The sequence below is a fragment of the Marinactinospora rubrisoli genome (assembly GCF_042664915.1).
Lineage (GTDB): Bacteria > Actinomycetota > Actinomycetes > Streptosporangiales > Streptosporangiaceae > Marinitenerispora > Marinitenerispora rubrisoli.
On record NZ_JBHTBH010000006.1, the window covers coordinates 156,446 to 177,559 of the forward strand.

The 21,114-nt window shown below is 73.5% G+C and carries 19 protein-coding genes; 7 read left to right on the forward strand and 12 right to left on the reverse strand.

Annotated elements, in window-relative coordinates; all coding sequences use genetic code 11:
* Nucleotides 1-107 precede the first annotated feature (107 nt).
* The 8 genes from ACFQRF_RS14070 to ACFQRF_RS14105 form a co-directional block, all read right to left on the reverse strand.
* Entirely contained in the window at nt 108-1,022 is a 915-nt protein-coding gene (locus ACFQRF_RS14070; RefSeq protein WP_379871527.1) for a hypothetical protein, read from the reverse strand.
* A gap of 133 nt (nt 1,023-1,155) precedes the next feature.
* Nucleotides 1,156-2,235: a glycoside hydrolase family 5 protein gene (locus ACFQRF_RS14075; RefSeq protein ID WP_379871753.1), complete on the reverse strand. Its 1,080-nt coding sequence runs from the start codon at nt 2,233-2,235 to the stop codon at nt 1,156-1,158.
* 260 nt (nt 2,236-2,495) lie between these two features.
* Complete coding sequence (locus ACFQRF_RS14080) at nt 2,496-3,170, reverse strand: TetR/AcrR family transcriptional regulator (protein ID WP_379871528.1); 675 nt, start codon at nt 3,168-3,170, stop codon at nt 2,496-2,498.
* A gap of 188 nt (nt 3,171-3,358) precedes the next feature.
* Nucleotides 3,359-3,481 carry a hypothetical protein gene (locus ACFQRF_RS14085; RefSeq protein WP_379871529.1) on the reverse strand — a complete coding sequence of 41 codons (123 nt, stop codon included), beginning with the start codon at nt 3,479-3,481 and terminating at the stop codon, nt 3,359-3,361.
* Nucleotides 3,482-3,522: 41 nt separating this feature from the next.
* The gene (locus tag ACFQRF_RS14090; protein ID WP_379871530.1) at nt 3,523-7,977 is read right to left on the reverse strand and encodes an HAD-IC family P-type ATPase; all 4,455 of its coding nucleotides are present in this window, start codon (nt 7,975-7,977) and stop codon (nt 3,523-3,525) included.
* Between the two features lie 91 nt (nt 7,978-8,068).
* A complete protein-coding gene (locus tag ACFQRF_RS14095; protein ID WP_379871531.1) occupies nt 8,069-8,686 on the reverse strand; it encodes a hypothetical protein in 618 nt (205 codons plus the stop codon).
* A gap of 302 nt (nt 8,687-8,988) precedes the next feature.
* Nucleotides 8,989-9,528, reverse strand: a complete 540-nt coding sequence (locus ACFQRF_RS14100) for a hypothetical protein (RefSeq protein WP_379871532.1) — start codon at nt 9,526-9,528, stop codon at nt 8,989-8,991.
* A 748-nt stretch (nt 9,529-10,276) separates the two neighbouring features.
* Nucleotides 10,277-10,570, reverse strand: a complete 294-nt coding sequence (locus tag ACFQRF_RS14105) for a hypothetical protein (RefSeq protein WP_379871533.1) — start codon at nt 10,568-10,570, stop codon at nt 10,277-10,279.
* A 518-nt stretch (nt 10,571-11,088) separates the two neighbouring features.
* On the opposite strand from ACFQRF_RS14105, the gene ACFQRF_RS14110 reads away from it, so the two are divergent.
* The 5 genes from ACFQRF_RS14110 (at nt 11,089) to ACFQRF_RS14130 (ending at nt 15,021) form a co-directional block, all read left to right on the forward strand.
* Nucleotides 11,089-11,409 carry a hypothetical protein gene (locus tag ACFQRF_RS14110; RefSeq protein ID WP_379871534.1) on the forward strand — a complete coding sequence of 107 codons (321 nt, stop codon included), beginning with the start codon at nt 11,089-11,091 and terminating at the stop codon, nt 11,407-11,409.
* Nucleotides 11,410-11,578: 169 nt separating this feature from the next.
* Nucleotides 11,579-12,208, forward strand: coding sequence for a hypothetical protein (locus ACFQRF_RS14115; protein ID WP_379871535.1), 630 nt, complete (start codon nt 11,579-11,581; stop codon nt 12,206-12,208).
* Nucleotides 12,209-12,275: 67 nt separating this feature from the next.
* The gene (locus ACFQRF_RS14120) at nt 12,276-13,322 is read left to right on the forward strand and encodes a peptidoglycan-binding domain-containing protein (protein ID WP_379871536.1); all 1,047 of its coding nucleotides are present in this window, start codon (nt 12,276-12,278) and stop codon (nt 13,320-13,322) included.
* Nucleotides 13,319-13,957, forward strand: a complete 639-nt coding sequence (locus tag ACFQRF_RS14125; protein ID WP_379871537.1) for an ABC transporter ATP-binding protein — start codon at nt 13,319-13,321, stop codon at nt 13,955-13,957. The genes ACFQRF_RS14120 and ACFQRF_RS14125 overlap by 4 nt, the downstream gene beginning before the upstream one ends.
* On the forward strand, nt 13,954-15,021 hold the full coding sequence (locus ACFQRF_RS14130) for a hypothetical protein (RefSeq protein WP_379871538.1): 1,068 nt from the start codon (nt 13,954-13,956) through the stop codon (nt 15,019-15,021). Before ACFQRF_RS14125 ends, ACFQRF_RS14130 begins: the two co-directional genes overlap by 4 nt.
* A gap of 69 nt (nt 15,022-15,090) precedes the next feature.
* On the opposite strand, the gene ACFQRF_RS14135 is transcribed toward ACFQRF_RS14130, so the two are convergent.
* Nucleotides 15,091-15,231, reverse strand: a complete 141-nt coding sequence (locus ACFQRF_RS14135; protein WP_379871539.1) for a hypothetical protein — start codon at nt 15,229-15,231, stop codon at nt 15,091-15,093.
* 509 nt (nt 15,232-15,740) lie between these two features.
* Here ACFQRF_RS14135 and ACFQRF_RS14140 point away from each other — a divergent pair.
* On the forward strand, nt 15,741-16,337 hold the full coding sequence (locus ACFQRF_RS14140; RefSeq protein WP_379871540.1) for a hypothetical protein: 597 nt from the start codon (nt 15,741-15,743) through the stop codon (nt 16,335-16,337).
* A 33-nt stretch (nt 16,338-16,370) separates the two neighbouring features.
* Here ACFQRF_RS14140 and ACFQRF_RS14145 read toward each other — a convergent pair whose 3' ends face one another.
* The 3 genes from ACFQRF_RS14145 to ACFQRF_RS14155 form a co-directional block, all read right to left on the reverse strand.
* Entirely contained in the window at nt 16,371-17,435 is a 1,065-nt protein-coding gene (locus ACFQRF_RS14145; protein ID WP_379871541.1) for an SGNH/GDSL hydrolase family protein, read from the reverse strand.
* 46 nt (nt 17,436-17,481) lie between these two features.
* Nucleotides 17,482-17,835 (reverse strand): hypothetical protein, encoded by a 354-nt coding sequence (locus ACFQRF_RS14150; protein ID WP_379871542.1) that lies wholly within the window; start codon nt 17,833-17,835, stop codon nt 17,482-17,484.
* A 119-nt stretch (nt 17,836-17,954) separates the two neighbouring features.
* Entirely contained in the window at nt 17,955-18,485 is a 531-nt protein-coding gene (locus ACFQRF_RS14155) for a hypothetical protein (protein ID WP_379871543.1), read from the reverse strand.
* 156 nt (nt 18,486-18,641) lie between these two features.
* On the opposite strand from ACFQRF_RS14155, the gene ACFQRF_RS14160 reads away from it, so the two are divergent.
* A complete protein-coding gene (locus ACFQRF_RS14160) occupies nt 18,642-19,964 on the forward strand; it encodes a hypothetical protein (RefSeq protein WP_379871544.1) in 1,323 nt (440 codons plus the stop codon).
* The last annotated feature ends 1,150 nt before the right edge of the window (nt 19,965-21,114 follow it).

The following is a 21,114-nucleotide window of genomic DNA, read 5'->3' on the forward strand; positions in this document are numbered from 1 at the left end:
GCCGCGTTGCGCGCCTTCTGCGGGGTGTTCCCCCTCCCGGACGCACCGCGGCCGGCACCCCCATCCGGGATGCCGGCCGCTTCGCGCCGGTGCTCAGGGACGCGGGATCAGAGCCCGTACCTGGGCTTCAGGTGCCGCCAGAAGTCGCGGAACATCCAGGCGTCGAAGTCGGTGATCCGCGCCGCGCTGCCCGCCTTCATCAGGAAACCGCCCACGCCGGACGGCGTCCAGTCGTAGAAGTCGTCCAGGCCGAAGCTGTGCCCGATCTCGTGCAGCAGGATGTGGATGTCGGCGTTGTGGCGGGAGTTGACGAAGTACTCGCTCCCCAGGCGCTGGCCCCAGTCGCCGCCGGCGCCGCCGCCGAAGCCGGAGGTCAGCCACAGCGACATGTCGTAGTGCCGGGCCGCGCCGCCCGGGCAGCGGGAGTAGTCGCCGTTCTGGTTGAAGAACCGGCCGCACTCCGGCGCGCACTGCGGAGCGCCCTCGTTGATGTCGTTGACGTAGATGTCGACCGAGTCGTCGCTCCACTGCAGGGTCGAGCGGTCGCGGACGGCCCAGCCGACGATGTTCACCGGAACCTCGTCGTACGGCCACTCGTTGTGGCCCGCCATGACGTCCATCCACTTGGTGAACTGGCGGGTCAGCGCCTCGTGGATCTCGTCGCGCAGGGTGGCCGAGACCGGGGCGCTGGAGTCCCAGCGGACGCAGTAGTTGATGCTGCCCCCGTTGGCCATGATCTGGTCCCACCCGTAGTTGCGGAACCCGTACAGGTCGGGGTAGGTGGACTCGACGTGCCGCCACACCTCGTCCAGGGGCTGGACGAGATTCGCGGGCGGGTTCCAGTCCTCGGCCGCCACCACCGGGCCGGCCGGGGCGGCGGGCTCGACCGGGGCACCGGCGAGCCGGGACGGGGTGTCGGCCTGGGCGGGGGACGCGATGAGGACGGACGTGCCGAGCAGGAGGGACGCCGCCGCACCGGCGAGTGCCGACAGGGCGGGAACTCGGAGGCGTCGCTTCGCCATGGTTGTCTCCTCGTTGGGGGATGTGGGAGGCGTCCGGCGGGCACCTCCCTCGGGGAGCGGTGGTCCGCCCCCGCCCTTCGACGGGGGCGGACCGGGTTCGGGCCGTGGGGGATCGGAAGGCCGGGCCCTCCGGTCAGCGGCCCTCGCGGATCCGGTCCCGGATCCACTCGCCGGACGGCTTGAGGGAGGCCCCGCTCCAGGGGCCGCCGGCCTCGCAGGTCCCGGGCTGGAAGACGGCGCCGGAGCGGAAGTCGTCGGAGTAGTTCCAGTTCACCCAGCTGATCTGCTCGCGCTCCATCAGGTCGATGTAGCGCTGGGCCTGGTCGAAGTCGTGGGAGCCGTCGCCGGTGGCGGACTCGGTGCCGAACTCGGTGACGAAGATCGGCAGCCGGGCCGCGGCACGCTCCAGGGTGGCCAGGTAGGCGTCGCCGTGCGAGGCCGCGTAGAAGTGGAAGGTGTACATGATGTTGTCGGCGCGCACCGGATCGGCGATGATCTCCTGCTCGTCGGCCCCTTCGGAGACGCCGAGCGAGGACCACGCGCGCGTGCCGACGAGGATCACCGAGTCGGGGTCGCGGTCGCGGATCACCGGGATGATCTCCTCGGCGTAGGAGCGGATCCCGCTCCAGCCGACCCCGTTGGGCTCGTTGGCGATCTCGTACAGCACGTTGTCCTTGCCGGCGTGCCGTTCGGCGATCTCGGAGAAGAACGTGCGGGCCGCGGCGGTGTTGGCGTTGGGGTCGCCGGGGGTGAGGATGTGCCAGTCGACGATCGCGTACATGCCGCGCTCGGTCGCCTCCTCGATGAGCCGGTGCACCTTGTCGGTGAAACCGCGCGGGTCGGTCTCGTAGCCGTCCTCCTGGACGTACATCGAGATGCGCAGCACGTCGGCCCGCCAGTCCTGGGCCAGCGCGTCCAGCGAACCGTCGGTCAGGCACTGCTCGTACCACTGCAGGCCGTGGCTGCTCATGCCGCGCAACTGGACCGGCTCACCGTTCTCGTCGCAGAGTCTGGTGCCGCAGACCTCCGGCCGGCCGTACTCGCCGACGGGTCCGGCGGCGGCCGGGGCGGGCTCGTCGGCGGCGGCCAGGTCGGCGGTCGCGGGTCCGCCTTCGCGCCACGGCGCGAAGGCGGCCAGCAGGGCCAGGATGAGGGCCGACGCGATGGCGGTCGGCAGCAGAACGGCGCGGGGAGTGGGATGGGGGCGGGCCATCATCGCTCCAGATGTCGGGGGATGGGACGTGCCGTCGGCGGCGCCGCCGAAGTAGCGAGGGTTCGGCGACGCGGGGACCGCGTGTCCGCCGGGCACGCCCCGAAAAACTAACAGCGGGGCACGGCGAGTCAACGGCCGAAGGTCCCTGGACAGCTGGTCCTAGCGGTGGGTGCGCAGGTCCCCCGTGGTGGCCGCGTCGGGAAAACGCCTTCCTGGAACGGACCGCGGCGGCCCGACGGTACCGGCCGCTCCGGCCGGGCTCACGGAGCGGCGCGGGCGAGCACCCCGGCGACGAGGGCGGCGACCATCTCCTCCAGCACGCCCGCGAAGTCGACGCGCATGACGGCCAGCTCCGGATCGGCACGGTAGGCGGCGAGGGTGCTGTCGGAGGGGCGCGAGTGCGGCCAGACCGCACCGATCGCCATGGCGGCCATGAAGCACACCTCCGGCACGTGCGCGCCGAGTTCCGGCAGGTGGCGGCGGACCGGTTCCGCCAGGGCGACGAGGTTGGCGCGCATCGCACGCTTGTGGCGGGCGACCACCTCGACGGAGACGTTGTGCTCCAGGACGGCGGCCTGCGCGCTGAACAGGTCGCACAGCACCGGGTGCCGCACGAGGGAACGGGCGAGGACCGCGGCGAACCTGTCGCCGCGCTCGCGGGCCGAGGCGTTCGGCCCGCCCTCGGCGGCGAGCAGCCCGGAGAACTCCGACACCCAGCGTTTCGTGGCCCGATCGAGCAGTTCCAGCAGGATCGCCTCACGGGACTCGAAGTAGCGCAGCACGTTGGACTTCGCCAGGCCGACGCGACGGCTGAGTTCGTTGAGGCTGATCTCGCTGACCGGCATCTCGTCGAGCATCGCGGCCGTGGTGTCCAGGATGGCCCGGCGCCGGATCTCCCGCTGTTCCGCACTGCGCGCACGCTGGAACTTCGTCATGCGCTCATGTTAGAGATCCGCGATCTCCGCGCCCCGATCCGCCCGGCCGGGCGGGCCCCCAGGGCACGGCCTGGCGCCGGTGCCGAGGACCGGGGTTCACGGGTGGGCGGTTCCCGGCGCGGACCGATCCCGCGCGCGGGCGCGGGTGCTCGTTTCGGTCCCCGCCTGACCCGGCGGGGAGGACCGGGTCAGGCGGTGGCCGCGCGCCGGGCGCGCAGGGACTTCACCAGCATGAAGACGATCTCGGCGACGACGGCCTCGACGAGGATGAGGACGACCTTCGCCAGCAGGGTCGACAAGAAGTTGGGCACAACCAATCCCATTGGTGAGGCTTTGACACATTACGTCGTACTTACACCCCATTCGTAGCTGCTTGGGAAGTTCGTTGGGAATCATGGGGGTGACGGCCAGATGAACGATCGGAAACGTCCGCCGCCCCGAGCCGGCGGGTGAACACCGCCGCGACCAGCGAGAACACCACCGACGTCCCCAGCCCCACCGCCCAGCCGTGCACGGCGAGCGGCCGGCACCCGAAAAAGTGGCTCAGGCCCGGCGTCTGCACGACCACGGCCAGCACGGCGAGGGAGAGCAGCCCGGCACCGGTGACCAGCGGATCACGGCCGCCGGCGGCGACCGTCTGCGCGAGCTGGGTGCCGACCAGCGCGACCAGCGCCGTGGTGTCGGTCTGGGCGCGGGTGCCGAGCGGGCGGGCCAGCAGCCAGGTGGTCTGCGCCGCCAGTGCGGTGGTCGCCGCGCGCACCCCGATGTCACGGCCGAGCACCGTGCCGAGCGAGCGCTCCGGCCCCTCCTGGAGCAGTTCGTCGGGGGTCGCGTCCCGCGGTGAGCGGACCGCCAGGGCGATGGCGGGCAGCATGTCGGTGAGCAGGTTGACCAGCAGCAACTGGCGGACGTTCAGCGGGCTGCGCCCGCTGATCAGGCTGGCCCCCACGGTGAACGCCACCTCGCCGAGGTTGCCGCCGAGCAGCACCGCCAGCGCGTTGCGGGTCGACTTCCACATGGCGCGGCTCTCGGCGATCGCCTCGGCGATCGTCTCGATCCGGTTGTCGGTGACGACCACGTCGGCGGCCTCGCGGGCCGCCGAGGTGGCGCGCTTGCCCAGCGCGATGCCCACGTCGGCCAGCCGGATCGCCGGCACGTCGTTGGCGCCGTCGCCGGTGACCGCGACCACCCGCCCGGCCCCGCGCAGCGCCCGCACCACGCGCGCCTTCTGCTCGGGGCTCATCCGGGCGAACACCACGACGTTCGCGATCTCCTCGGCCAGCCGGTCGTCATCGACCGCGTCCAGCTCGGCGCCGGTCGCCACCCGGCCGTCGAGCACCCCCAGCTCCGCGGCGACCGCCTCCGCGGTGCTCGGATGGTCACCGGTGACGACGATGACCTGTGCGCCGGCCGAGGCGAGCCGCCGCACGGCCTCGGCCGCCGTCGGCCGGATCGGGTCGGCGATGCCGAGCAGCCCCATGAAGCACAGGTCGCGGATGCGCGACTCGGTCAGGTCGGCGCGGTCCGAGGCCGGGCGCTCGGCCACGGCCAGCACCCGGTACCCCTTGCGCGCCAGCCGCTCCACCTCCTCGTGCACCGCCTCGCGCACGGCGGCGTCGAACTCGGCGACGCCGTCCGCGGTGATCCACCGGGAGCAGCGGTCCAGCAGGATCTCCGGCGCCCCCTTGACGCTGAGCAGCTGCCCGGCCGGAGTCTGGCCGAGCACGGCATGGTAGCCGCGACTCGGCTCGAAGGGCAGCTCGTCCACCCGCTCCCACTCCCCCACGTCCTCGGTGGGCTCCATCTCCAGCTGTTCGGCGCCGCGCATGATCGCGCGGTCGGTCGGGTGCGGCAGCCGCCCGCCGTTGTGGTCGGGGTTGGCGCGCAGCGCCGCGGCGACGGCGTCGCGCATGCGCGGGGTCAGCTCGTCCAGCGGCCGGGACGTGACCCCGTCGGACACCTGGCGCAGCCGGAGCCGCCCCTCGGTCAGCGTGCCGGTCTTGTCGAAGCACAGCACGTCGACCCGGCCCAGCGGCTCGATCGTCGAAGGATCGCGGACCAGTGCGCCGCGCGCGGACAGCCGGCGCGCGGTGGCGAGCTGAGCCGCGGTCGCCACGAACGGCAGCCCCTCGGGCACGGCGCCCACCGTGAGCGCGACCGCCGGGCCCAGCGCCTCGCCCAGCGGCAGCCCGCGCAGCAGCTGGGCGACCATGAGGACGACGCCGGCCCCCAGTGACACCGGCAGCGTGACGTCGGTGAGCCGGCGCAGGTGGGCCTGCACACCACCGGCGCGGCCCTCCTCGGGCGCCAGCCGGGTGGTGCGGCCGATCTCGGTGCGGTCCCCGGTGGCGACCACCACCGCGATCGCCTCGCCCACCGCGACCACGGTGCCCTGGTACAGCATGGAGGACCGTTCGGCGACGGCGCCGGCGGTGCTGGAGGCGGGCGACTTGGCGACGAGCTGCGACTCGCCGGTGAGGCTGGACTCGTCGACCTCCAGGTCCTCGGCGGCCAGCACCCGGCAGTCCGCGGGAACGGAGTCCCCGGCCGTGACGGCGATGACGTCCCCCGGCACCAGTTCCTCCCCGGAGACCGGCACCGGCGTTTCGGACTCCGGACGGCGCACCCGGGTCCGCACCGCGCTCAGGTCGACCAGCCGGCGCAGCGCCCGGTCGACGCCCAGGCGCTGCACGCCGGACATGGCGGCGTTCACCCCGAGCACCCCGGCGATGAGCGCGGCGTCGACGGCGGAGCCGAGCACGGCGGAGATGCCCGCCCCGGCCGCCAGGGCGGGCGTGAGCGGGTTGTCGAGCTCCTCGATGAGGATGCGCCCGAAGCCGGGCGGTGGCGGCGCCTCCTCGGCCGCACGGCCGGCGCGCCGCCGGGCCGCCTCCTCACTGGCCAGCCCCTGCTCCGAGGAGTCCAGCGTGCTCAGCACCGCGTCGGCCGGCCACGCGTGCCAGGGGGTGGGCTCCTCCGGCACCGGGGCGGGGCGCCGGGCGAGCGTGACCGAGGTCCAGGCGCCGTCCGCCATGGCCAGGACCTTCGCCGCCTGCACCGCGAGGCCGGCCCGCGCGGAGGCCCCGTACGCCGGGCCGGCCGCGGCGAGCAGCAGCCCGGCGACCGATCCGACCACGGAGATGCGGGCGCTGCGCAGGCTCGACTCCCGCGCGGCCTGCACCGCGTCGAGCAGCAGGTAGACCCCGGCGAGGCCCGGCCCGCACAGGAAGTGGGCGGCCCACGGCGGCCCGTCCGGTCCGCCGAGCAGACCGATGCTCACGTCGGCGACCGCCAGCGCCTCCGGGCTCCGGCCACCGACCAGCGCCACGCCGTGGCCGTCCTTCTGGAGTTTCCGCACCGACGCGCGCAGGTCCGCGCCGCCGGGCAGCACCCGGTCCACGGGAAGCCGCTCCTCGATCCCCGTGCCCTGACCGGCGAGCACCACCGGCCCGACACGCCGGCCCGCCGCGACCAGGGCCGCCGCCAGCGGGTCGAGCTCCGGCAGCACGGACACGAAGCCGGCGAATTCGCCGTGGCGGCGCAGCGCGAGCGGACGCCCGCCCCGGCGCCGGCACTGCTCGGCGGCCTCCCGCACCGGCGGCGGGACGGCTGCGGCGCCGAGCGGCGTCACCGCCCATCCCTTCCTGGTCCGCCGGCGGTCCGGCCGGGCGACGTCGATCAGCTCCAGCGCGTGCGCGTAGCACTCCTCGGCCGTGGCCCCCGCTGCGGCCGGTATCACCTCGTCGATCCGCCACTGGCCGGTGGTGAGCGCGGAGGCGTCGATGAGCACGGCGGTGAGGCGGTCCAGTCGGCGCAGGCTGCGGATGTCGCGGGTGACGACGCCTTGTTCGGCGGCGGCGGCGCCGAACAAGGCGGAGAACGTCTCACGGCCCAGCCACGCTGCGCGCGGGACCCCGGCGGTCAGGACGCTCTGGGCTCGCTGGGCGTTGCGGGTGATGGCGAAGGCGGCGCCGCCGGCGGCCAGCGTGACCGGCGCCATCTTCATGGCGCGCTCGACGGGGCTGGGCGGCAGCGGGACCGGCCGCCGCTCGTGCTCCAGCGGCCGGGCCCGGAAGTCGTCGAGGTCGGCGTCGAGGTCGGGCGCCCGGCGGTCCCACGCCCGCTTGTGGGCCTGGGCCTCGGCGCAGCGCACCACCCCCTGCAGCGCGTCGATCGCGAGGTCCGCCGGCTCCTGGCCGAGCAAGTGCGCGGCGGTGATCCCCGGGCCGAACAGCAGGTCCGTGGCCCGGTCGCCGATGGCCCGCCGTATGCCTTCGCGGATGGCGGGGGTCATGTCGGCGAGGATGAGCACGGTGGAGCTCGCCGGGGGCAGCGCGGGCAGCCGGAGAGTCTTGGCCGCGAGCGCCAGCCCGCAGCCGGCGAGGTTCGCGGCGACCTTGCGCGCCTCGGTGCGCACGGTGCCCAGGTCTCCGGGGTGCGGGTGGGGCAGGAAGCCCGCGGAGTGCAGACCGTTGCGGCGCTCCAGTTCCTTGACGGCGGAGACCAGGTCCCCCGCCGGTATCTCCGGGTCGTGGTCGATCCGCACTCGCCCCAGCACGGCGTTGACCTCGGCGCGGTGCACTCCGCCGATGCTGAGCAGTTCGCGTTCGAGATCCCGGCAGGCGTCCTCGTTCCCGGGTTCGTGCGCGCCGCGCAGCCGGACGTCGGTGCGGCCGGGTGCGACGACGGTGCAGCGGGACGTGGGCACCGGCGCGGGGGTGAGGCGGCGCGCCGTGCGGAGCGCGGGCATCGCGGAGAGTTCCCTGGTGACCTGGATGGTGACACCGAGCAGGTGACCGAGCAGCATGGACCGTGCTTTCTGTTCCGGGATCGGGCGGGGGCACGGGGCACACGTGGAGGAGCTGCGACCGCTCCCGGTCGCAGCTCCTCCACGGCGGTTATGACGGCTTGGTGGCCTGCGTCGCCGTCTCCTTCTTAGGCTTCGCGGCGGTCTTGCCGGCCGCTTTCTGGCGGCTCTGGGCGGTCTGCTTCGGCCGGCTCTGCGCGGCGGGCTTCTCCCGGCTCTGCGCGGCGGGCTTCTCCCGGCTCTGCGCGGCGGGCTTCTCCCGGCTCTGCGCGGCCGGTTCCTCGCGGCCCTGCGGGGCCGGTTCCTCGCGGCCCTGCGCGGCTTCGGGCGGGGCCGCTTTGACGATGCCGGTCCGCCGCGCGATCGCCGTTCCGACGCCGATCGCGGCGGCCACCGGCCACTCGATGACCTCGAAGGCGGCCAGCAGGCCGAGTCCGGCGTAGTAGGCGCACTGCTGCGGCGGCGGAAGATGCTCGGCGACGGAGCGGCCCGCCCGCGCTACGTCCTCCCCGCTGACCCTGGGGACCGTCGGTGCCGGCACGTGGATCCGGTGGACCCGCAGCTCCGGGGCGATGATGGGGACCGTGAGCGTCGCGCGGCGCTGCCCGGCACCAGCTTCCTTCTTCTGCGCCCCGTCGCCCCTGCGGGGCTGGGGCGCGCCTCCACCGGTCGCGCCTCTGTGGACCAGATTCTTCCAGGCGTCGATCATGTGTCTCTCCCCCTCGCCGATCGGTCCGCGACCGACGGTCACGCGTGTGCCCACCCGCGCGCCGGAATCCGGACCACGTCGGCACGCGGGGCGGCCGCTCCGGGGCCGTCTCGCGTGTTACTACCCGCGAACGCGGCCGGGCATCGGCCAGTGGATGCCAGCTACCAGCCAATTCACCCCAAATCGCGGTCATGCTCGGGTCATCCGGCGGACCGGGCCGCCCGGACGGCGTGGCGCGGGACCGCCCCGCCGCGCACCGTGCGGCACGGCGGGGCGGTCCCGCAACGGATCGGTGGACGTGACTAGCCGGACGACGGGGCCGATTCCGGCCGGCCGCCGGCGGGCCGGGAGCGGATGCGGCGCCAGCCGCACTCCCAGTCGTAGAGGTACGCTTCGCCCTCGGAGCTCGCGGGGTCGATGCCGGCCTCCTCCAGACAGCCGCGGACGAACTTGCGGGTGGCCGGCCAGGTGGGGGCGCCGGTGCCGGCCGCGACGTTCCACATGGTCGAGGCGGACCCGACCGGCGGCTTCGCGGCGAGGGTGGCGAACGCGGGCTCCCCGGCGGCGAGCCGCAACTGTCTCAGCAGTTCTCGGAAGCCCTCCACGTCGGCGGCCTGCTCGGGCCGGGGAAAGTCCGCCAGCCGCTCGGCGCCGGTGGGACGCACCCGGACGACCATGGCGACACGGCGCAGCGTGTCCTCGATGTCGCCGCGGCCCTGCGGGTATTGGGCGAGCGCGTACAGGGACGCGCGGAACAGCGCGCGGATCCGCCGGTACCCCAACTGGTCCAAGTACAGGTCGTCGGGGCGGAAGCCGGTGGCCGGGCCGGCGGAGGGGATCATCGGCCGCCTCCGCGGGTGGTCGGCCGCGCCGCCGTGGGGGCCGGGCTCGGGGTGCCCGGGATGGGCGTCGTTCCGGGGAGCGGTCGCGGGAATATCGCCATGGCCGTCCTCTTTCCTGCTCCTGTGTCGATCTGATTGCATATCTGACATAGGTGGTCCGGATGCTTTTTCTCGGGAAGCACCGCGTGCCGTCGCCTTTCCGGCACAACTGGCGGTTGCGGGGTAAGGCGGAGCCGCCCGGGGCGATGTCATCATGTGGCGGCCGCGGAGTTCCCTCACACTACCCCGCTCCGCGACACTTCATCGCGGAGGAGAAGAAATCCGAAAAGAACAGGAAGAGTCGGGACAGCCGGTATCTTTCATGTTCGATTTCGTTCGGCCGGACGCGACCTCAACGCGCAGGTCACCCGTGCGCGACGGGCTCACCAGGGCATCCGGACAGATGCAATCCGCCGTTCAAATATCTCCAGAGACGTTCCGCGTGCATCCGCGTTCAGGTAAGGTCAATATCGTGTTCGCCTCGCCTCATAAAAGGCGAAAAGTCGGACACAGGGCTCAACGGGGACGATATCCAGCCCGACACCGGAGTGTTCCCGAAATCGATCCGGTGTCATCCTGTGTCCTTCCATGGTCCGGATGAGACTCAGGTTCCACCCCGGTTCTCCCGAAGGTGCCGGGGCCGCCGGGTCCCGCTCCGCCCCGCCACGGCGGCGCGGGACCCGCAGCACATCCCAGGGCCATGGCCGCGTCAGGCCCGCTCCGCCTCATAGGCGATTCCCACGATGACCCGCCCCCCGGTCTCGGCCTGGCGCACCGACTCCGGCGCGTCGTCGAGCAGGTCGAGGGCCCGGGGGTCCCCCTCCGCGAAGATCAGCGTCGCCCCCGGAGCGGTCCCCCGCAGCTCCACGGTCAGCTCGTCCTTGGCACGGACCACGGGGCTGCTGGAGCCGTAGAACGCCTCCCGGCCGATCCAGCGCACCGCCCATGCGGCCAGCCGCGCCCCCGGCGGTGTCTTCGCGACCGCGAACTCACTGAGTCTCATGCCGCCCCCTGTCCTCCCGCGTCGGGCGCCGTATCCGTTCAAGCCAGATCTGCCCAGGTCACGCCGGGCTCACTCGTTGCCGCGGCATTCTCCGGCTCCATCCTCCCCCGTCGGCCGTGCCGCGGCCACGCCCGGTCGGTGCACGTCCCCTCACGCTGAGCAATCCCCCCTAAATGCCATTTATCCCGACAGGCGCCCCGCCCGCCTCAGAAAACGAACCGGAACCACTTCTCTGCGCTGGCCCGATGCGGCCATTACCGATAATCAAATATTTGCTTTCGCGTGACACCTGCACGAACGACCGCACCATCACGCAGCGTCACCGCCGACTCACCATGGAAATCTACCGCCGCCCGCAATTTCGCTATATGTTTCCGGTACTCCGACGGAATTCCGGAAGATCGCCGGAGGGACGCGGAACCGATCCGGACGATTTCGCGGCGCCCCGCCGGCCGGCCAACCGGCCGGGGCAAAAAAATAATCCCATTCGTCGCTTTTCTCGATCATTGGGGATGATCATGGGGATCACTTCGGCCACCACTCCCGCCAAGCTGTCCTCGGGGGCGGCAGCGGCGGTACTGACCGCGGGCCTGCTCGCCGCCGGCGTCGCCGCCGCGGCGCCCGCCGAGGCCGCCTGCTACGGCTACGTCGACGCGGGCTACTACTACTCCTACGCCGAGGGCTACGTCGACACCTGCGCCTCCTACAACTACGTCCGCTCCTACGCGCAGCACGGCGGCGCGTCCTACCTGACCGCCTGGTACACGGGTAATTCGTGGGCCAGCGCCGACTCGGGCGTCTCCACGAGCTACAGCGCCTGGAACCAGTTCCGCTCGTAATCCCGACCGGTGACCGGCCATAGCCATTTCTGATTCGAGCCACGAGGGAAGGCGTGGATTCGAAATCGGAACGGCTGTGGCCGGCATTCGATGTCCACCCCGCGCCTGTCATCGGTGCCGGCACGAATTCGGAGGGAAAATGCGAAGGGGAATACCGGTGCGGGCCGGAATGCGGACCGCCGCACTCGTGGCGGCCGTGGCGCTGCTGGCCGGATGTTCCGGCCAGGAGGGCGAGCGGACCGAGGGCGAGGAGGCCCAGGGCGCCACCATGGACCTCACCCTCGTGGAACAGTTCGAGCAGGCTCGGGAGACCGCGACGTCGGACTTCGAGCGCGAGGTGCTCGATCGCGCGATCGAGAACGGCGAGATCAGCGCCGAGGACTATGAGGAGGCGTTCAGCCGGTACCAGCGGTGCGCGCAGGACGCCGGGCTCGCGGAGTCCTACGAACGCCAGGCGGACGGCATCTACCGGATCTCCCCCTCACCGTTCGAGGACGACGCGGCCAGCCAGCGGTACCAGGACCTCAGCCTGGAGTGCGCCGATGGCACCACGATGCGGATCGAGGCGCTGTACCGGACGCAGATCAGCAACCCCGGCCTGCTGGAGGACACCCGCGAGGTGACCCTGCAGTGCCTGGTCGAGGCGGGCCTCGTGCCGGCCGACTACACGGTGGAGGAGCTGCACGAATCCTTCCGGGCCGGGTTCGAGGACGCACCGTTCGACCCCATGGACCCCACCGCGCAGGAGTGCCTGGTCCGGGGCGGCTACAACGTCGAGATCACGGACGAGTCCTCGTGACCGCTCGCACGCTCCCCAAGGCCGGACACGACGGTCGTGACCGCCGCGCACCGCGGGGAGCCGCGTCGTGAGGCGGCTGCGCGTGGAGTCGCGCGGGACGGCGCTGCTCGCCGGCCTGGTCCTGCTCACCAGCGGCGGCGCCGTCGGCTTCCTGCTCCGGCCGGCCGATCCGCCCACCGAGCTCGCCGAGGCCGATGCCCCCACCTCCGCCCCCACGAGCGTGGCGGAGTTCGCCGACGAGCGGACCGTGGAGGTCGAGTTCGACATCCCGGCGGCGCTGGCACTGGAGGTCGGCTTCGCCGGCCGGGTCACCTCGACGAGGTGCGCGGACGGCGCCGAGATCCGGTCCGGCCAGGTCGTCGCGCGCATCGACGACATTCCGCTCGTCGCCCTGGCGACGTCGGTCCCGCTCTACCGTGATCTGGAGCGCGGCGACCGGGGGAGCGACGTCCGCGCACTGCAGACCGCGCTGTCCCGGCTCGGCCACCCGGCCGCGTCCGACGGGACGTACGGCCGGCAGACGGCGGAGGCGGTCCGTGCGCTCCAGGAGGAGGCCGGGTTCCGCGACCCGGACGGCGCGGTCGACGTCGACCGGTTCATGTGGCTGCCCGCCGAGGAGGTCACCCTGGACGGCTGCGAGGCCGCGCTGGGCCGCAACCTCGCCGCCGGGGAGACCTATGGCACGGTGGCGAACCAGCTCACCGCGGTCAGCGCGACCTCGATGCCCGGCGGAGCGCTGCCCGGTGAGCGGACGATCGAGGTGCTCGGCGTCTCCGGCCCGATGGACGAGGACGGGCGGGCGACCGACCCGGAGTTCCTGGCCGAACTCGCGGCCACGGACGAGTTCCGCGAGGTCACCGCGAGCGAGGACGCCGACCCGGTGACGGCCGAGATCCGGCTGGCCTCGCCGGTGCGGGCCGTCAAGGTACCGCCGGCGGCGGTGTTCGCCATCGAGGGCGGTAGCGGATGCGTGGAGTCCGGTGAGACGGCGTACCCGGTGCAGATCGTCGGTTCCAACCTTGGCGCGACGCTGGTCGAGCTGGCCGGCGACCCTCCCGCCGAGGTGGATCTCGGACCGGCGATCACGGCGGAAACGTGCGGCCGGGAACCATGACCGCCACCCCGAAACTGGTACGCGCGTCCGGGCTCGGCCACCGCTTCACCGGCACCGACGACCTCTTCTCGGGCCTGGACTTCACGCTGCTCCCAGGCGGGATCACCGGGATCTGCGGCCCGTCGGGATGCGGGAAGTCCACGCTGCTGTCCATCCTCGCCGGGTGGCTGGATCCGGTCGCCGGACGGATCGAGAAGGCCGGCATCGATCGCACCGGGTGGGTGTTCCAGAACCCGTACGGAGTGCCCGCCCGCGCGGCCGTCGACCACGTCGCGCTGCCGCTGCTGGCCCGCGGCCTCACCCGCGCGGACGCCGAGCAACGGGCGCGCGAGGTCATGGCGACGTTCCGGCTGGCCGCGGTGGCGGACCGGCCGTTCCGTGCGCTGTCGGGTGGTGAGGCGCAGCGGCTGATGCTGGCCCGAGCCGTGTGCTCGGCCCCCGACCTGCTGCTCGTGGACGAGCCGACCGCGCAGCTCGATCTGAACACGGCGGCGACGGTGAACGCGACGCTGGGCGCGATCGCCCAGGAGGGCACGATCGTGGTCATCGCCACCCACGATCCGCACACCCGCGCGGCGTGTACCCAGGTCATCGACATGGCGGACTACGCCGCGCACGATCGGACGGCGCCATGAACTGGCGGGCCGTGCTCTCGGAGGCGGGGCGGAATCTGGCGTCGGGCACCACCCGGGCGGCGGTCTTCGCACTGGCCCTGTTCGCCGTCGCCGGCGGCCTGGCGGTCGCCGACGCGCGGTCCGTCGTCGCCCTGGAGCAGCGGGCGGCGGAGTTCGTCGCGTCGGGGGCGTCCGTGCGCACCCTCGTCGCCGAGGGCATGACCGACGGCCGGTCCTGCGAACGGCTCGGCGGGGTGGAGGGGGTGCGCGCCGCGGGGGCGCTGGCCGCCGCCGATCCGCTGGTGCTGGAAGCCATGCCGGCCAACCCGCTCCCCGCCTACGAGGTGACCCCCGGGATGGCCGGCGTGCTGGGCGTCCACTCGGTGTCCGCCGACGGGGCGTGGCTGCCGGCGGACCTCGCGCGGACGCTGGGCGTGCGGGCCGGGGAGACGCTCGCCACCACCACGGGGCCGCTGACCGTGGCCGGCACCTACCGCTACCCGGAGGACGGCCGGGACAGCCGACTCCGGCACGCGGTGCTGGTGCCGCGCCCGGCGGCCGGAACGTTCGACGAGTGCTGGGCGGAGGTGTGGCCGCTGTCGGAGTCGACGGACGCGCTCGTCTACGCCGCGGCCGAGGTACGGCCCGGGACCACGTCGAACATGACCATCGGCCAGCTCAACAACCGGTTCGGCGCCTCGTTCGACGGCCGCGCGGAGTTCACCGGGCGGGCCACCCGGTTCGGCCTGCCGGCGTGCGCCCTGGCCGGGCTGGTGCTCGGCTTCGTGGCGGTCCGGCTGCGCCGCCTGGAGTACGCCGGTGCGCTGCACGTCGGGGTCTCGCGGCGGGCGCTGCTCGGCAGCACGGTGGTGGAGACGGCGGCGTGGTCGCTGGCGGCCTTCGCCCTGGCGGCGGGGGCGCTCGTCTTCGCCGTGACCGTGGGAAACCCGGCGGACCGGCTGGAGGTGTACCTGATCGGCATCCGTGGACCGCTCGCCGCGGCGTGCGCCGCGCAGGCCGGGGCCGTCGCCGCGCTGCTGCTGGTCCGTGAGAAGCACCTGTTCGGCTACTTCAAGAACCGCTGATCCCGCGCCCGGTGTCCGGGGCCGGTCTGCCGGCCTCCCGGACACCGGGCGCACGGGCGCGCCGCCCGGCTACCGGGCGTAGGTGTGAGAGCGGGGCCGGACGGAGAATCCCATCGACGCGTACAGCCGCCGCGGGACGGGGTAGGCGTCGTCGCCGCGGGCGTAGACGATCGCGCGCTCGGCGCCGACGGCCGTGAAGGCGTGCGGCACGGCGCGGTTCGAACGCGGAACGGCATGGCCAGAACCCGCGCATCCGGGCGTGCGCTCCGCGGTGAGCCGCGACGGCCCGAAGGCGCTCCCGGTGCGCCGCCGCCCGGGCCCGGCGGCGCGCGGATGGCGTAGCCGAGCGGCAGGGCGGGGACGTCCGGCAGCGTTCGGGGCAGAGCGGGAACGGACCGTCCTGGGATGGCCGGGTCCACGTGCGGCGTTCAGGGAGCCGGGGCGTTCCAGCCATGCCCACGCCGTAGTGCGGCGGCCGTCCTTCCACACCACCGGCGGACACTCAGCGGCCCGGTCCAGGCTGAGGGAGGCACGCGAGGTCGCCGACGTGCCGGGACCCGGTGCCCGGGAGCAGCCGCTCCGGCGGCCTGGAGCGGAGCAATGTGGCCACGGTGAGTCCCCCGCAGGGGGACTGCCGCGCCGCCCGGGCAGGGCGATCGAATGACGCTTGACGGGCCCGGGGCGCCGGAATCGTCACCGGAACATGGCACTCTCCGGGCATGCCGACGTTCGACGACCGGATCACGCACTACTCCCGCGCGAGACTGGGCGGCCTCCCCGTTCCCGACGATCTCCGTGCCCTGCTGTGGGCGCACTGGGAGGGGCGCAGTGACCTCTCCGACCTGCTCCACATCACCCTGCTGGAACCGGACGAGGTCCACCCGCTGCTGGACGACAGCTATGTCCGCGAGGACGAACGGGACACTCCCAGCACGAAGGCCGTCTTCGCCGCCGCCCGGGAGGTCAGCCGCCACCTGCACGTGGTCGCCAGGGGCGGCAAGGGCTGGATCGGCTACTGGACCCATCCCGGCGAACCGCGGGGCCGGCCCGCGCCGATCGTCGAGATCGACACCGAGTCCACCTTCTGGCGCATGAGCGGCCGCACCCTGGCGGAGGCGTGCGCCGCGGACGTCGCCTACTACACGGACGACCCGCCCGGGGAGTTCGCCCGCCTGGCCGACCGGCTCGCCGAACTGGGCGTTGCGCTGAGCACCCGCGACTACGACGCCCTGCACGAGCCCGAGCTCGAAGTGGATCCGGACGAGCTCTTCGACATGGTCAACGACGCCGAGTTCGAACGCCTGACGGCCCGCTAAAGACCGGCACGTAGTCGAGGTGGGGGCGGCCCCTCACCTCCTCCGCGCACTGCGACGCTGCGGACCGGCGGGACGAGCGGTCTGCGATCGGGCCGCCGCCGGACCCGGCGTCCGGGGCGAGTCCCGCAAGCGGTGCGCCACCTCCGCGATGGACCGGGCACGGACGTCGCGGGCCGTCCAGCCCGCCAGCCGCCGCTGTTCCGGGTCACCGGCCGGCAGCAGGCCCGGACGGTCGGGCGGCGGCGTGAGGCGGGCTCCCTCCCCGGCGTTCGCGAGCGGCGCGGCGGTGGGGCGCTTGGGCGGCACGCCGTCGCCCGTGGTCCGGCCGGTCAGGTTCCGGTACAGCGCGGGCAGCACGTACCGGCGCACCCACGCGCCGTTCGTGTTCAGCAGCGCGGCCGGGTCCGACCAGCCCATGGAGTGCGGCGAGTGCGGGAACGGCAGGCCGATCCGCTCGCCGACGTGCGCGGCGACGATGAGGTGACCGGCCGCGTTGTAGTGGACCCGGTCCGGGTCGAAGGCGCGCGGGTCGCGCAGCACGGGCAGGCGGTACAGGTCCACGAACACGCAGTCGTTCCGCTCGGCGACCTCGGCGAGCCGCTCGTTCAGCGCGCGCACCTTGTCCCGCCCCCACCGCAGGACGGGCATCGTGCCGATGTCGTGCAGGCCGACCATGACGACCTCCGCACCCGCGGACCGCAGCCGCCGGACGCCACGCTCGTACCGGGCGGCCACGGCACCGGCGTCGAATCCGGTGTCCATGATGTCGTTGCCACCGGCCGTGATGGTGACGACTCCGGGCCGCAGGGCGAGGGCCTGGTCGACCTGCTCGCCGAGGATGTGCGCCACCGCCCGGCCCCGGATGGCGAGGTTGGCGTATCGCAGGTCCGGACGCTCGGCGGTCATGCGCAGGGCGAGCAGGTCGGTGAAGCCGCGGTAGCCGCCCTGCGGGGTGGCGGAGTGCGGCGAGGTGCCGTCGGCGTAACGGTCCTCCAGCCCGGCGCTGAGGCTGTCGCCCAGGGCGACGTAGCTGCCGCCGGGCAGCACGCTGATCCGCTCGGCGGCGGTCGGGGTTCCGGGGGGTTCGTTCGTCGCCATGTCCTCCACCAATGGGCCGCGGTGCCGGGCGGCCGGGTCGTTCGGGTCAGAGGCCGTCCACGAGGGTGGACATGAAGGTGCCGCCCCACAGCAGGAGGTAGAGCACACCGACCGCGGCGGCGACGCCGAAGAGGATCCAGGCGATCAAGGTGCAGACGCGCGCCGCTTTGGGGTTGTCGTTCACCTGGGTCACGGCGACGATCGCCAGGATCACGCCGGGCAGCGCCAGCGCCCAGCACAGGCAGAGGGCGAGCGCGTTGGCGACCAGCGCGCCGATGGCGCCGCCGGCGCTCGCGGGGGGATCGGGCGGCCCGCCGTAGGGCCCGCCCGGCGGCGGGGGCGGAGGAGCCCCCCAGCCTCCCTGGTGCGGCGGGGGCGGGGGCGGCCCGGGGTAGCTCATGTCGCACACTCCTGCTCTTCGGCGCGGAACGGCCCGCGCGTCGCCTTCGACGTCCGCGGCGGTCCCGGGGCTCCCGCAGAGCGGGAACGCGTCGCGTCGGCGACGGTCGCCGCCGGGGCTCAGAGGAGGACGCCGGCCAGCGCGGCGGCGCCGCCGACGGCCAGTCCGTAGCCGGGGATCGCCAGCAGCGGCCACGGCACCGGAGCCGGGACGAGCACCCTGAGGTGGAAGGCCCGGTCCGTGTACTCGGGCATCCCCTCGGTGCCCGGCAGCACGAACAGCCGGGATCGGGGCGTGCAGAACAGCCACCAGTCGATGATCACGAGGTCGGCCGCCGTCAGGGTCGCGAAGAGGACGGTGCCGAACACGAAGCCGTCCCAGAAACCCGGGACGGCGCCGGTGTGGTGCGCCAGGGAGAGCATCCCCAGCAGTGGGGTGGCCACCAGGAGCAGCGCCGTTCCGGCGCTCGTCCACCGCGCGACGCGGCGCCCCCGTGCGCTCTGCGGGCCGTACCGCTGCTGGATGGCCGGGGGATAGTCGTGCAGGAGGGCGTCGCGGGCGACGAGCTGCCCGGCGAGGACGAGCACGACGAAAGCGCCGCCGAACCCGAGCGCGTAGAGCAGGGTCAGTGACCAGAACATAGCCGACATGAAGTAAGGATAGCCTCACCTCACACAGTCCGGCGAGGTTCGGACCCGCCCGGGGAAGGGAGCGTCCGGAGTCACCGGTACGGTTCCGTGCACGCCCGCCCCGGCCCGCGGCGTCGGGGGGCGGGGACGGCAGGTGGGACAGGAGGAACGTCGAGCATGACCGATCGCACCCGGAACGGCGCCCTGAGCGGGCGGGGGACGGCCGGCGGCCTGGCGGCGACGGTCACGGCGGCGGTCGCCGTCGCCACACTGCTGGCCGCCGACGCCGGTCCCCCGGCGGGTACGCGCTGCGACCGCATCGATCCGCCGCCGACGGCGGACGCCGACGGCGGTTTCACCGCGGTCGCAGCGGGCGGGCCGCGGCACGTCTGGGCCTTCGGAACCTTCTATCCGGCCGGGACAGACCCGTACGGCGGCGACGCGAATCCCGTCCCGCGCGGCCTGCGCTGGGACGGCCGGGCGTGGCACGAACTCGACCTCCCCGCCTCGTGGCCGGGCGCGACGCTGGCCGCCGCCGCTTCCGGCCCCGACGACCTGTGGGTCGTCGGCGAGGAGGCCGCGGATGTGGAGCGGGCCGAGTGGTTCATCGCGGATCCGGCCGAGTACACGGCGATGCACCACGACGGCTCACGGTGGCGCCGGTACGTTCTGACCGACCTGCTGGACCCCGCCCTGCGGTCCGCCGAGGGCGCCGAGCCGCGCATCGTGACCGACCTGGAGGTCATCGCCCCCGATGACGTGTGGCTGGTCGCCGAGATCGGCGCCGAGACGTCAGGGCGCGGCGGCCCCGGCGCGACCCGCGAGGTGCTGCACTTCGACGGCACGGAGTGGGTGGCGGCGGCGGCACCGGCCACCGGGTACGAACTCGCGGCCGTCGGCCCGCGCGACGTCTTCGCGGTCGGCACCGACGGCCGGCAGCTCACCGCCGAGCGCTGGGACGGCACGGAGTGGCGGCCGATGCCGGTACCGGAGCAGCCGCTCCCCACCGGCACCGGCGACCGTGACCGCTACGAGTTCACCGACGTGCACGCCGAGGCCACCGACGACGTCTGGGCGGTGGGGCGGCTGCTCAACCCCGACGGGCTCTCTTCGGTGCACGGGGCCGTCCTCGCACACTGGGACGGCTCCCGGTGGCGGGTGACCCTCGACGATCCGGACCGTTCCTATCTCAGCGTGACCGGCGACGGCACCGGCGGCCTGTGGATCACCCGCGGCGATGGCGGAGTGCTCCCGTATCCCCCCGCCATCGACGGCACCCTCGTGCACCGCGGCGCCGACGGCGTGCCGGCCCCCTACGACGTGGACGCGCTGGCGCCACCGGACCGCGTCCATCACGACGCCGCCCCCAATCCGCTGGAGCGCACGTCAGTGGTGCGAGTGCCCGGGACCACCGACCTGGTGGTGGCGGGGACGCTCACCGAGACCTCCGACGGCGATCCCGTCGCCCAGCGCGGTGCCGTCCGCCTCTGCACCCCGTGACGTCGAAGGCGCGGGGATCGCCGCCGGGGGACCGTTCAGCACGGTGTGCACCGGACACGGGCGGAATCGCGATCGCGTGCGACGGCATGCCCGTGCCGCTCATGTCGACCGGATCGACTCCGCGGTCGCCTGGTCGTCGCCCCTGCACACGGACGTACGGCGCACGGTCAAAGCCGGGACGCACATCGGGCGCAGCAGCGGCGGGGCCGTGCAATCGGAGTCCGAGGCCCAGGAGTTCGTCCCGGTGCAGGCGACCGAAGGCTCCCCGACGCCGTGCAGTAGGCGGGCAGACCCGAGACGAGACGCGCGTCGGCCGGGGCACTCCCCGATCCATGAGGCGCGACCCGGTCCTAGTCACCCGCTCCCCGGCCGCCTGGGCGTCATCCCTGCACACGGGCGTACAGCACACGGTCAAAGCCGGGACACTCATCGCGCGCAGCAGCGGCGACGCCGTGCAATCGGAGTCCGAGGCCCACGAGTTCGTCCCGGTGCAGACGGCCCAAGGCTCCGGACGCCGCTCAGCCGACAGGCCGACCTCAGACGAGACCGCCGCATCGGCCGGGGCACTCCCCGATCCATCAGGCGCGGCCCGGTCCCAGTCACCGACTCGCCGGGCACCGTGCCCGAAACAGCAGGACGCGTCGCGCCGACCGTCCCGCAGTTCGCGCCCGACCCGAGAGAACCGACCATGGAACCGGTGATCCGCCACACTGGTCCTGACGCCCGCCACCGGACGGGCGCGGAACCCGGCATCCCGCCGAACACCTCCCCCGCGACGGCAGCACCGTGTGACGACCGGCGCCGCCCACCGCAGCGCCCCCAAGTCAGCGACCGCAGAACCCCGGACGCCGCTCAATACGCGCACAGACCCAAGACGAGACGCACGTCAGCCGGGACACTCCCCGAACCATCAGCCGCGGCCCGAGTCGCCGCCCCCCGTCACCGCGCCGGCAACAGTGAACACATCCCGCCCCCACAGTTCGCGCCCGACCCGAGAGAACCGACCACCGAACCAGTGATCCGCCACACTGGTCCTGACACCCGCCACCCACCACCGGACGAGTGCGTACCGCGCCGGCTGCGGGTTCGGCATCCCGCCGATCACCTCCCCCGGCGACGGCAGCACCATGTGACGACCGGCGCCGCCCAC